This is a genomic window from Acinetobacter lwoffii (assembly GCF_024129435.1).
Classification (GTDB): Bacteria; Pseudomonadota; Gammaproteobacteria; order Pseudomonadales; family Moraxellaceae; genus Acinetobacter; species Acinetobacter lwoffii_F.
In genome coordinates this window covers 1-12,385 of the sequence record NZ_JAMXXN010000038.1, presented here as the reverse complement: position 1 = coordinate 12,385, position 12,385 = coordinate 1, and the positions used below count along the sequence as shown (strand labels likewise).

Below are 12,385 nucleotides of genomic sequence, written 5' to 3'. Positions count from 1 at the left end.
ATAAAATACTCCATATATTGATGTTTATAACATCATTTGAGGAGCAGAATATCACTTATAGGAGTTGTTCAAATTTACGGATCCATCTCTAATCACGCCCCGCTTAACTGGCAATAGTTTTTGAACCCTTGTATAAAAGCTTAAAAGAATCTAGCAAGTCTTTAGACTTCTTGCGTTAGTCAAAATTTAAACAGCATAAAGCTACATTTAATAAGGTTTTAGCCAATTCAAAAATTAGGTAAAACGATACTTTCGCAAGAGGTCTTTTATTTAATGTTAATACTCATCCAGTATTGAGGTTTTTTATCTTTTCTTGCCTGTGATCTAGGTTGTAATACTCTAATTTCATACTCACCTGAAGCAGGTAAAATATAAATACCATTATTATCAAGCTCTGGAGAATATTCTCCAAGATTGCAATATCAATATGCTTTTGTCTTCTACAAAGCGTACTGTACGAATATCACTGATATTCGGGGCTGCTCAGCCGCAAAGTTTAATCAGACTTTGCATAAAGCCAGTGACCATACGTAAAGACAGACGGAATAAGGATTTAATCATTAAGCAGCATTGGATGGCTGCGTCGGAGTAGGTTTGATTTCGCCCTTGTTTGCCTTTTGATGGGGCATACCATTGCGTAGCTGGATCAAACCAAATGGCAATATTTCCGCGATGAATGCGTGCTCGGTTATATGCGAACCAATTGGTTGTGCGGTAAATTTTATGTGTATGCTTCTTCATTTGAAAATTATATTGCTGAAAAAGTCCTTAAGAACAGCTTTGCGCAACAAAGCCGTTCGAGATTGTTATGATCTTTTTTTGACGGAGAACAAATTTTCCCTGATCAAGCAAATAACTTTAAAATTTTCTTAGTGAGCAAGATGGCCAATACTTATTAGAAGAAAAATCTTTTGTTTATGATGCTGAAAATGATCAATTTCTAGAATCGGATATACAGGCATTTTATTCCCTTTCGTCTGCAATTCTAGACTAGCAAGCCCCGTCTTTTAAAGGCAGTTTTCCTATGTAATAACATGATAAATCAGAATTAGGATTGTAAATTTTTCACCCACCAAATTTTTTTGTGCTAGCTGTTATAATGCGCCAAATTGCTGCCAAGTCTCATCATTATGTAAAGAGTCATAATAATTTTGCAGTTCTACTAAATCATAATATTGAATATAAGCTAATAGCAATAGGCCGAGGATCAGTCCAACTTTAAGACAACTAAGTCTATTTGGCTTTCTATATAAATTATCTATTCCAAAGGCAGTTAAAATTAAAGCAGGAACCAATACAATTGTTTTTAAATGGTTTAGAAAGTGAATTCCATGTGTATACAATAACCCAATAATAAGCAAAACTATCCCTAAACTGGTGTAAATACGGTCATGGAGAGAAGTGCGTAACGCGAAATTACATTGAAAAGCTAAAATAAAAGTTGCAAATAAATAAAAACCAGTTCCACCAATAATGAACGTATAAATTGCATTGAATAGGCAATAAGCCAACAACACTGATAGTACGAAAGAATAGAGTTTGGTATAGAGAATATGTGAAAAGGGGAAAATCTGTTTCATAATTTGCTCTATTGAAAACTCACATCATATTAAAAGAAGATTTGAAGCTTAACATGCTATTCACTTTTTGCCACTGTGGCATGTTTTTTTAGTGTTGGAGATGGCTTGAATAAATGTCGCGTACGAGTAAAGCTTAGACCACAGATTATTAAACACAGCGTCCCTCCAATAAGTACTGCTGGCACCACAGAAAAATAGCGCGTCATCAGGCTCATGTGTAGGGCACCGAGCTGATTGCCTGAAGTGACTAATATGCCATTTAAAGCCGCTACACGCCCTAATAGTGCTTTTGGGGGGAGTTGCTGTAATAAAGTTTGTCGAATGACCATGCTGATGCTATCAAAGGCACCGATTAAAACAAGGAAGAAGACTGAGAGCCAAACATGGGAGGATAGTGCAAAGGCTAAAGTACACAAAGCAATTGCAAAACTACTATAGAGCATATTTCTCCATGCATTTTGCATCGGAGAATAACAGGTCAACATCAACATCATGATACAGGCGCCAATAGCTGGTGCAGCTCTGAGTATACCTAAGCCTTCAACACCAAGATGCAGGATATCGTGTGCAAAAATAGGCAGTAAGATAATGACACTACAAAAAAGCATGGCGCTGAGATCCAGCAACATACTCCAAAACATTAGTGGATGTTTAAAAATAAACAAATAGGCTTCTTTCAAACTTTTGCTTAAATGCTGTTTATGGGGGCTAGGGAATTGACGAGGACTTAATCCGAATAAGCAGATGCTACCCACGCAACACAAGAAAAAAACAATAAAGAGGGTTTTTTCAAGCCCAAGTTGGCCGAGTAAAAGTCCTGCGCATAAAGGCGCTAAAATGCCGCCTATTTGCCAAATGAGCGCGGTCCATGTGGCTGCATTGCTATAGGCTGACTCGGGGGTTAGAAAAGGGCGTAATGAATTAAATGATGGGCTGTAGATGCCTCTAAGTATGCCTAAGCAAAAGATGAGGCTATAAATGCCGCATAAAAGTGTATTTTGTTGAATGTGCTGTTGTTGGTACTGAGAAAAAAGAACAATAAATAATAATGGAATTAAAGTGCTACAGCTAAAACTCCACTGCACAATTTTTTGTCGGTTATAGCGATCAGCCCAGTCGCCACTGATCAGGGAGAGGCAAATAAAGGGGAGTAACTCAATTAAGGCAATCATGCCAAGGCTGAGTGGATTTTGAGTGAGTTGATAGATACTATAAGCAATGACGACTTCTTGAATCATGATGGTTAGAATTAAGCACAACTGATTGACACTCAGAAGTGAAAAATCACGTGAATGAAAAGCCAAAAAAGCATCGGAATGGAAAAGCGACATACACAGAATAGTTTCAAATATGAATTAAAAAAGGATGGCGCAAAGTCCATCCTTTTTAGGGTTTAAAGCAGATTACTGTGCTTTTGCTACCGCAATAGTTTCGTCATTTGCAGCTTTAGCCATAGGTGTATATTTCAAACCAAGGGTTGTGCTGGTGTATTGGCGAACTTGGTCAAGAAGCACAGGATTAGTGCTGAGTTCTTGTTGGTACGATTTTACAATTTCATGTAATTTCGGATTCCATTTACCTGCTACTTGCTGAGGGAATGCTTTTTCAAGCAAGCTCAACATAATATAAGGGGAAGTTGAAGCACCAGGAGACGCACCTAATAGGGCAGTCACAGCACCATCTTGTGATGCAAAAATCTCGGTACCAAATTGCAAGCTTGCAGGTTTGCCTGGTTCTTTCTTAATGATTTGAACACGTTGACCACCTTGATTCATGCGCCAGTCCTCTGGTTTTGCATCAGGATAGTATTTTTTCAACTCATTAAAACGGTCTTCATCGGTCATCATGACTTGGCTAACTAAGTATTTCACCAAATCAAGATTTTCCATACCCACAGCGGTCATTGGTAAAACGTTGTTCTTAGTGGTTGATTTCAATAAATCAAGCTGAGAACCTTGTTTTAAGAACTTGTTTGAATAAGTTGCAAATGGACCAAACAACACATATTTTTTACCGTCGATATAACGTGTATCAATATGTGGAACAGACATTGGCGGTGCGCCTAATTCAGCACGACCATAAACTTTTGCAGTATGGCCTTCAGTGACTTTTGGGTTGTCGGTCATTAAGAACACGCCACCTACAGGGAAGCCAGCATATTGCTTCGCTTCTGGTAAGCCTGTCATTTGTAAAAGTTTAACCGCTGCACCGCCTGCACCAATAAAGACAAAGCGCGTTTTCACATGATCTGTTTTTCCTGTAGTGAGGTTTTTAAATGCAACAGTCCACGTTTTATCATCGTTTTGGCTAATGCCAGTCACTTCAGTCGATGTTTGTAACTGGAAATTAGATTGTTTTTTAAGGTGATCGACCAATTGAGTGGTGATCGAACCATAGTTCACATCCGAACCTACATCCATGCGTGTTGCAGCTACTTTTTGTGCAGCATCACGGCCATTCATCACCAATGGTGCCCATTGTTTAATTTCAGCAGGATTCTCAGAGAATTTCATGCCATAAAACATTGGGTTTTTAACCATTGCAGCGTAACGTTTTTCTAGGAAATTCACGTTATCGCCCCAAACGAAGGCAATGTGCGGTACAGGGTTGATAAAGCTATTTGGTTGACCCAAAACGCCTTCTTTGACTTGATAAGACCAGAACTGTTTTGCAACTTCAAATTGTTCCGCAACGTTCACAGCTTTAGAAATGTCCATTTTTCCATCTTTTTCAGAGGTATAGTTCATTTCCATAAAGCCAGAGTGGCCTGTGCCAGCATTGTTGAAGCCGTTTGAGCTTTCTTGGGCAACGTTGTCTAGGCGTTCATACATACGAATTTGCCAGTTTGGCTCAAGTTCACTAAGATATGTGCCTAGGGTTGCACTCATGATGCCACCACCAACTAAGACTGCGTCAACGACAGGCTCATTGCTGGTGTTTTGAATTTTCTTAGACGCGATAGGTCTAAATAAAAAGATTAGTGCTGCAATAATAAGCAGAACGATGAATACCAATAGGTATTTTAAAAATTTGTTCATGCGATTATGACCATGGAGGGCAGGTTTGGATCGCTTTATAGCGAAGACAAGAATAACAATTATGGTGATAGGAACACTTGTAAAGAATTAGCTTAGAGAATTGAAGTAATACTCAAAATTACAAGTATACAAAGATTAACGTTCGAAGCTATCACACATTTTTGATTGATGGATATTTTAGACTAAATATGTATTGACTTAGTGATTTTTATTGTAAATGAACATAATTAAAATATAAATACCAATGATGTTTGTTCTTGTTTATTGGTTTTTATTTTAATTCAATATCTGGTTTAAAAAAAATCAGATGTTGAATATTTATACAAATACTCAGTAATTTATTAAAAAGAAGCTTATAACTTGTTTCAAGGTTACTTTCCAACGGCTTTATTGCACAAATATTTGAAAGGCAAAGCGCCCCTAATTGAGCCAAATTTAAGGCGTAACTTGGGTAAGTGGTCGACCTAATTCTGTAAATCTGTTAAGGACTGCTACACGTGCATGAACCTCATTGTGAACCGTACCAGGTTTGTTGGAGACCAACTTTCCTGAGATGAGAAGCATTGCTTCGCACGACGTAGCGAAGCGTAGTGTTCCGATGAAAAAAGTAAAATATACCCCTGAAATCAGAGATAGAGCGGTTCAATTATTGATTGACTACCAAGACGGTATCTCAGGTGAGTGACTTTACGTATATTCAAACAAATTCAGGCTGGGTCTATACCGCCTTTATTATTGATGTGTTCTCACGAGCAATTGTTGGATGGAAAGTATCAACACGTATGAATACAGATATGGTGCTCGATGCACTGGAGCAAGCATTGCACGATTGAGGTATGCCAAGGAATGTGATTCATCATTCCCATAGAGGTGTTCAATACCTTTCCATTCGCTATACCAATCGTTTAGAAGCAGCAAATTTACGAGCATCAATCGGTACAACGGGGGACTCATACGATAATGCTTTGGCTGAAACAGTGAATGGCTTATACAAAACAGAGATGATTGAATATTTAAAAGCAGATTGGCAAAGTTTAGCAGATGTACAACTTGCGACATTAAATTGGGTAGATTGGTTTAATAAAAAGCATGTACACAGTGCACTGGGTTATGTATCGCCTTTTGAGTTTGAAGCAATGTACTATGATAAGATTAACCCGTTAAGTCAGGTGGCCTAACTTAAATAAAAAAATCTCCGATAAATCCGGTAAGGTTCAAAATGCGATTTATGGCTTTTTTATGTAAAAAAAAGTAATATTTGTTTTATTGTTAAATTATAACAATTAGTATAAATACACCTATGATTTACAGATGAAAAAGGTAGTTAAATGAAATATTTTTTAAGTTTAACTTTGTTAGTTTTAGCAATGACTGGGTGTACTTCGAGTCCAAAGACTGAAACTTTACAAGATAAGGCTACAAGCAATACTTCAGCTGATACGCAGGTCCTTAAATTTTCTGGTCCGAATGGTTTATTAATTTTTCTGAAATCATCGGATAACTTTGAAACTGCTTTAATGACTGATAACTCAGGCATGGTATATCGTTTAAAGCAAACAGTTGCTGGTAGTGGTATTCGTTTAGCTAATAATAATGGAGTTTCAATTCACTTTAAACGTGGTGAAGGGGTTGTTGAATTTGTAAAAGACCAGCCAATCAGCATTACTGAAGTAAAATAATAAGGTTTAAACTTTAAGAGAACCCCACACCATAATCTGCATACCGAAAGTTGGACACTATTCCTTGAAATGTGGTCAAACATGATCAAGGACTAATTCGCACTCTGTTAATGGGTGAATTCAAACATGAGGTGCGACAGTTTCAAAAGCCTTATGATAATCTGTGTGATTCATAGACATCACTTCAATATAATGGGTGTCTATGAACAGAGAAATTCAACAAAGACTCGTATGGGTTAAATTATTTGAAGAGACCAATAATGCTGGCCTGGTTTGTCGGAGATGTGGCATTTCTAGACCAACTTTACGCAAGTGGTGGAAACGATATTCTGAACAAGGTATTGATGGATTAAGTAGTCATAGTAAATGTCCCTTAAAATCGCCAAATACTAAAATCAATGCTGAGCTAGAAGCTTTAATATTGGAAATGCGCTCAGCTAGAAATCTTGGTGCTCGACGTTTGCAAACCGAATTAATGAGCTGCACGGAGTCTCGTTGTCCTTGGCGACTATCCATAAAGTACTATCCACCCATTAAGTCAAACCGATTAAAAAATTCCGTCGTAAAGTAGATTACATTTGTTATGAACGTCCATTACCAGGCGATAGAATTCAAATGGATACCTGTAAACTGGGTCCTGGACTATATCAGTACACATCTATCGATGACTGCACACGATATCGCGTTTTAAGGATATATAAACGCCGAACAGCTGCGAATACACTCGACTTTTTAACTGTGTAATTGAAGAAATACCTTTTCTCATACAGCGAATACAGACCGATCGTGGACGAGCATTCTTTGCTGAAAAAGTACAGAAAAAATGATGCAGTATGGAATCAAATTTAGGCCAAATAAACCGGGTTCACCTCATCTGAATGGCAAGGTAGAGCGCTCACAAAAGACTGATAAATCTGAGTTCTACGCTACTGTAGATATCGATTCAGAGGAAATTCAGAGCAAACTGGCAGAATGGCAGCATTACTATAACTGGATGAGACCACATTCGGCTTTGAAAGGTAAAACACCGATGGAAAGGTACTTTGAATTATGTGAAGAAACTCCTTTCTTAGATGAAGTCCAGAAGCAATACGACCCCTCAAATGAACGGATTCAACATGCCAATTACAAGATGTATTTAGAGATTGCTAAATTGAAACGATCTCTATGAATTACGTATCTATATCATTTTTATTAATATAAAAACATATATGTAAAAATCACGCCCCGTTTAACTGGCAATAGTTTTTGAACCCTGGTATAAAAGCTTAAAAAAATCTAGCAAGTCTTTATTTAATGTTAATACTCATCCAGTATTGAGGTTTTTTATCTTTTCTTGCCTGTGATCTAGGTTGTAATACTCTAATTTCATACTCACCTGAAGCAGGTAAAATATAAATACCCTTATCATCAAGCTCTGGAGAATATTCTCCAAGATTGATGGAGTCTTTTAATTGATTACCCCATAAGTAAGCTTCAACATTTCCTCCAGTCAACTTCACTTTTAACTTTTGCCCTTTTTTAGCATAAAATTTGTAGGAATCATACTTGTATCCATCTATCCTTCCGTAATAATTTGCAGGGTGAGCTTTTTTAGCAAACTTAACTACAATAGTCTTTCGTATATCATTGTTATCATTTGCAAGTACGACAGGGCTAACTATAGTTAAAGTTAGGGCTATCAAAGCGCCAGCTAGTAATTTCGTATTCGCTATTTCCATAATAAGGTTACCCTAATTCTTGTATCGCTCCTGACATAATAACATAACTAATAAGTAACCATGAATGATGGAGCAGAAATGTGAATAGTCATAACATGGGGTTGCACTTCAAATGCCAATTTAAGACTTGCAAAATCAATGGTTAATTAATTGGTTACTAGGGAATAACCAATCTAAATATAAATTTTATTTAACAATTACTTATAAAAATATGTGATGCGTATGATACGCATCATATGAATATCGCTTAAATTTGCTATAATTGAATTGAGCAGTGCCATTTGTGGTTAGGTTAAAAATTCATGAGTCTTACTGAAATTAAGGTACGTCAAGCTAAACCAAAGGAAAAAATCTATTTTCTGGCAGATGATGATGGCTTAAGTTTGAAGGTAGAACCAAACGGACGTAAATCTTGGAGTTACCGCTATTCACTTGCAGGGACAAATAAACGTCCTCGCATGAAGTTGGGTGAATATCCTGTAATGTCCTTGAAAGAGGCCAGATCAGTCCGGGATGAATATAAATTTAATAATTATGAAAATAAACCACTGCATAAAAAATACATCAAAACTTTTCAGGATATTTGTGAAGAGTGGTTAGAATTTAAAATTAAAAATTCCTTTGAAGATGAACCACGATGCGGTGTAATTCAGCTCGCAAAAAAATGTTTAGATCAGGATGTTTATCCAAATATTGGACTAATGCCATTTATGGAAATTAAAAGATATGATCTAGTTAAGATTATTAAAAATATAGAATCTAGAAATGTAAAAGAACCTGTAAAGAAAGCCTATAGTTATTTAAATCAGATTTATGATTATGCGGTAGCGATGGGGTATTGTGAATATAATATTGCACATGGACTTCATAAAATATTAGTCAACAATAAGATTAAGAAAAACTATCCTCATTTAAATTCAGATGAACTATCTAATTTCTTAGCTAAATTAAATCAGATTAATACAGATCCTATTATTAAAAAAGCCCTGTTGTTTAAATTATATACAGGCGTCCGTGGTGGAGAATTATTGCTTTGTGAACCACATCACTTCGATCTAGATAAAAAAATATGGAAAATACCAGCCTTACATATTAAACAATATAGAAGAAAGGTTATTTTAGGTCATGATATCCCTGATTTTTTTGTTCCACTATCTGATCAAGCACTTGAAGTTGTGAAATCAGCACTCGTTTGGTCTCATGGCGAAAAATATGTGTTTTCTAGCCCCCGAAACAATAATAAACCTATTCATTTTAATACCCTGAACTTGATTATCAGAAAAATGGGATATACTAAAAATGAATTAACTTCTCATGGGTTACGATCGACATTTAGTACCATATTAAATGAATCCGGTTTATTTCAATCAAATTGGATTGAAGCACAGCTATCTCATACTGATAAAAATAAAACCCGTGCAAGTTATAATCATGCAGAATATTTTAATCAGCGTATGGAAATGATGCAATGGTGGGGCGATTTTATTGATAGTTGTACTGTAAATTAATGGTTATGAAATCCAAGTTTTAATTAGAATAGGCTTTGTTGCACAAACCTATTCACCGCCATAAATCATTATCTAAAATTGCATCTCGTGGTAAAAGCTCAATGGGCCGGTTCTATGGCTATAAATTACATGTTGTGATGAATCAACTTAGAGAAATAGTCTGTTCACAATAATGATTTCTCTTAACTCGTAAAGTTTATGACGGTGTTGAACGTGTTCAATTGAATCTTAAGCAAGGTAAATGGATAGAAGAGAACTTCATTAAGTCGTATCAAAATATTCTTGAAAAATAGGCATTTCATTTCACATTAGAGCGAGAATCTAATGAGAAAGTTGCCTGATTGAATGTAGTGAATAGATTCATTGCATAATTGTTGACTAAAATTTTCTATATCAGCCTGTTTAAGATTAATCGGGCTGATTCTGTTAGGTCGAATATAATAGCGACCTGCTTTAATCATTTTTATTTGAACTTTATTTTATGTCACAGCTTGCTTCCCATTTTAAGCACAATCAGTTTTGTATTTTGTTGGAATATTTAAGTTCTGCTAAGGGGGGCATTGCCGTACCAATGTCTTTAGCAGAATTTCCATGCGCGATCACTTTGGCAGATCGAGTGCATGCCGATAGTGATTTGCCACCACTTGAATGTGCGAAGACATTTCCTTCATCAGTGGAAAAAATCATCCATTATTCAGGGAAAAGTCGGGATATTACTGATTTTGAGACCTTCTTAAAATTAACTCAAGCTTCGGGACAAAAAAATTTACTGCTTCTCACAGGTGATAAGTTAAAAGGGCATACAAATAGTCAAGCTGGAACGAATCGCACCCGATATTTAGAGTCTGTAAATGCGGTCATGGCCGCAAAGTGTTATGGTGGATTTCATATTGGTGTAGCTTTTAATCCCTTTAAATATGCTGAAGCTGAACGTGATGCACAATATTTAAAACTTCACAAAAAGATTAAAGCAGGAGCAGACTTTATCGTTACCCAGTTGGGTTACGATATGGAGGCTTTAAAACAAGCCAAGGCTTTTTTAAATCGTCATCGATACCCACAAAATATACTTGCTTGTGTTATGCCACTTAGTTTGGCACGTGCCAATTTTATGGTGAAACATAAGATCGCAGGAATTGTGATTACACCACACATGTTACGAGTGTTGGCTCAGGAAAAACAGGATGGACGAACTGAGAATACTTATAAACGTTGTGCTATACAAATATTGATGTGTAAGTATTTGGGTTTTGCAGGTGTGCATCTTTCAGCATGCCATAAGCCTGAAGAGCAAAAGCTTTTAGAAAAATATATTGAACAATATCGACATTATGGTTTACAGGAACTTGAAGCACTCTGGAATGCACTGTGGCAAGTGGAGACTAAAAAGGAACTCGTGCCACAATTAGCTTATTATTCCCGCCAACCATCCTCTAGCCAGCTTATTAAATATCAGCAATTGCATTTCATGCACAAGGCTCTATTTGAGTCCAAAATTGCCAAAGGTGTGGGGCATTTTATTTTTAAAGCCTCATTCTGGGAAAATACGCCTGCAGCAAAAGCATTGTTAAAAACTGAATTTATCTCTAAGCAAGGGGTCGTGGGTTGTGAAAGTTGTGGTCAATGTAGGTTAGGAGATACTTTATATATTTGCCCTGAAACTTGTCCCAAAGGATTGGCGAATGGTCCTTGTGGTGGTACGACATTGGATCGCTGTGAGTTTGGAGATCGTGAATGCATTCATTCTGTGAAAGCCCGACTTGCCAAAGCCGTGGGACAGACTGACGTTCTAAAAGAAAAACTGATTCCAACTGTACCCATTGAAGTCCGTGGAACCAGTTCCTGGAAAAATTGGTATCTGGCGACTGAAGCTTAGCTTTCATCATCCATGGCATTCGAATAAAATTTCACGCCCAATTTGATGCGATCACGACCTTGGCTCATACGCCAACGGTTGGTATCACGTAAGGAGTATACACAACCACAATATTCTTGTTGGTAGAATTCTTCCTTCTTGCTGATTTCAAGCATACGAACAGCACCACCATTTTTACGCCAGTTGTAGTCCCAATAGGTGATACCTTCATAATGTGAAGCAGAACGATGCCCACAATCATTGATCTGCTTCATATCTTTCCAACGAGAAATACCCAATGAGCTACTAATTAGGCTGAAGCCATTTTCAGCTGCATAAAGGGCAGTCCGTTCAAAGCGCATATCAAAACACATGGTACAGCGAATACCTTTCTCTGGCTCATTTTCCATGCCTTTGGCACGTGCAAACCAATTGTCTGTATCGTAATCACAGTCAATAAAAGGAATATTATGTTTTTCTGCAAAGCGAATATTTTCTTCCTTACGGATTTCATATTCCTTGACAGGGTGAATATTGGGATTATAAAAAAAGATCGAAAAGTCGATGCCTGATTCAATTAGGGTTTCCATCACTTCACCCGAGCATGGTGCACAGCAGGAGTGAAGCAGAAGCTTGTCATGACCTGCTGGGAGAGTCAATTTCTGACGTTCAAGTTTGTTTGACATAGTTATATGGGTTTAAATCTAAACCCTATATTTTAACGATTTAATTAGATAGTAAAGATTTGATATACTGATATTTTCTAAGGTTAAGATGAAAGAAATTCACTAATTGAACTTTAATAAGAACTAAAGTATATAAGAGAATAACTACAATAATGCTTTGGAATTAGAACATTGCAAGTTAATCAAGAGTCATTGTATGAAGCTTTAAAATTAAGTGAAGAAATTATTAGGGCGTGTCCTCATTTGGCTTTGCACCAAATAAATATGCAGGCTATACGCATAGATTTATAATTGCGTGCTAGTTTATCAAATCGAGTT

Annotated in this window: 8 protein-coding genes and 6 pseudogenes; 7 read left to right on the top strand and 7 right to left on the bottom strand. The window is 36.7% G+C overall.

Features of this window, described 5'->3' with window-relative positions; translation table 11 throughout:
• Positions 1–266: 266 nt before the first annotated feature.
• The 5 genes and pseudogenes from NI455_RS15630 to mqo all read right to left on the bottom strand — a co-directional run.
• Positions 267–416, bottom strand: a pseudogene (locus tag NI455_RS15630) (PPC domain-containing protein); the annotation flags it as partial.
• A pseudogene (locus tag NI455_RS14410) lies at positions 413–741 on the bottom strand (transposase); the annotation flags it as partial. The pseudogenes NI455_RS15630 and NI455_RS14410, both read right to left, overlap by 4 nt.
• Before the next feature lie 353 nt (positions 742–1,094).
• Positions 1,095–1,580, bottom strand: a complete 486-nt coding sequence (locus NI455_RS14405) for a hypothetical protein (protein WP_004733174.1) — start codon at positions 1,578–1,580, stop codon at positions 1,095–1,097.
• Between the two features lie 56 nt (positions 1,581–1,636).
• Positions 1,637–2,911, bottom strand: a complete 1,275-nt coding sequence (locus NI455_RS14400) for an MFS transporter (RefSeq protein WP_004733173.1) — start codon at positions 2,909–2,911, stop codon at positions 1,637–1,639.
• A gap of 72 nt (positions 2,912–2,983) precedes the next feature.
• Entirely contained in the window at positions 2,984–4,618 is a 1,635-nt protein-coding gene (gene mqo, locus NI455_RS14395) for a malate dehydrogenase (quinone) (RefSeq protein WP_004733172.1), read from the bottom strand.
• A gap of 677 nt (positions 4,619–5,295) precedes the next feature.
• Between mqo and NI455_RS14390 the strand changes: the two are divergent.
• The 3 genes and pseudogenes from NI455_RS14390 to NI455_RS14380 form a co-directional block, all read left to right on the top strand.
• Positions 5,296–5,796, top strand: a pseudogene (locus NI455_RS14390) (IS3 family transposase); the annotation flags it as partial.
• A gap of 150 nt (positions 5,797–5,946) precedes the next feature.
• Entirely contained in the window at positions 5,947–6,297 is a 351-nt protein-coding gene (locus tag NI455_RS14385) for a hypothetical protein (RefSeq protein ID WP_004281821.1), read from the top strand.
• Positions 6,298–6,499: 202 nt separating this feature from the next.
• Positions 6,500–7,468: pseudogene (locus tag NI455_RS14380) on the top strand (IS481 family transposase).
• A gap of 118 nt (positions 7,469–7,586) precedes the next feature.
• Here the strand turns inward: NI455_RS14380 and NI455_RS14375 are convergent.
• The gene (locus NI455_RS14375) at positions 7,587–8,018 is read right to left on the bottom strand and encodes a PPC domain-containing protein (RefSeq protein WP_253102531.1); all 432 of its coding nucleotides are present in this window, start codon (positions 8,016–8,018) and stop codon (positions 7,587–7,589) included.
• Between the two features lie 302 nt (positions 8,019–8,320).
• On the opposite strand from NI455_RS14375, the gene NI455_RS14370 reads away from it, so the two are divergent.
• The 4 genes and pseudogenes from NI455_RS14370 to NI455_RS14355 all read left to right on the top strand — a co-directional run bounded on the left by NI455_RS14370 (position 8,321) and on the right by NI455_RS14355 (position 11,402).
• On the top strand, positions 8,321–9,526 hold the full coding sequence (locus NI455_RS14370; RefSeq protein ID WP_004647716.1) for a tyrosine-type recombinase/integrase: 1,206 nt from the start codon (positions 8,321–8,323) through the stop codon (positions 9,524–9,526).
• A 50-nt stretch (positions 9,527–9,576) separates the two neighbouring features.
• A pseudogene (locus tag NI455_RS14365) lies at positions 9,577–9,693 on the top strand (transposase); the annotation flags it as partial.
• Positions 9,694–9,717: 24 nt separating this feature from the next.
• Positions 9,718–9,819 (top strand): annotated as a pseudogene (locus tag NI455_RS14360) (putative oxygenase MesX); the annotation flags it as partial.
• A 188-nt stretch (positions 9,820–10,007) separates the two neighbouring features.
• A complete protein-coding gene (locus NI455_RS14355; protein ID WP_004647715.1) occupies positions 10,008–11,402 on the top strand; it encodes a methylenetetrahydrofolate reductase C-terminal domain-containing protein in 1,395 nt (464 codons plus the stop codon).
• On the opposite strand, the gene NI455_RS14350 is transcribed toward NI455_RS14355, so the two are convergent.
• The gene (locus NI455_RS14350; RefSeq protein ID WP_004647714.1) at positions 11,399–12,067 is read right to left on the bottom strand and encodes an epoxyqueuosine reductase QueH; all 669 of its coding nucleotides are present in this window, start codon (positions 12,065–12,067) and stop codon (positions 11,399–11,401) included. The two genes, NI455_RS14355 and NI455_RS14350, sit on opposite strands and share 4 nt — an antisense overlap.
• Positions 12,068–12,385 lie beyond the last annotated feature (318 nt).